The 323-nt window shown below is 39.9% G+C and carries 1 protein-coding gene; it reads left to right on the top strand.

Features of this window, described 5'->3' with window-relative positions; genetic code table 11:
* The coding region (locus A3766_RS31050; RefSeq protein WP_197479537.1) for a hypothetical protein at positions 1-323 on the top strand (323 nt) is incomplete at both ends.

Raw genomic sequence — 323 nt, forward strand, 5'->3', positions numbered from 1 at the left:
GGCGATTTGGATATGGGCTATATCCTTCTCGCTTTAAGCGCCTATTTTTCATATAAGAACCTTGGATCGAACAAAGTTCAACCGAACTATCTATTATTACCTGCTGTCATTCTTCTGACCGCCGGGTTTGTTTTATCTCAAGCTCTGGATATAAAAACACTGTTTTTTTTATGCCTTGCTTTATCGCTGCCCTTATTTAGCGCAATAGTTCTAGGCTTTGCAAGTACTCGTAATATTATCATTGCATGGAGTGTCGTCTTAATGGCGATGCCTTTCTGGTACCTGGCAATCCCTTTCTTACAAACACTGACTGTTAAAGTTGT

Source organism: Oleiphilus sp. HI0132 (assembly GCF_001635845.1).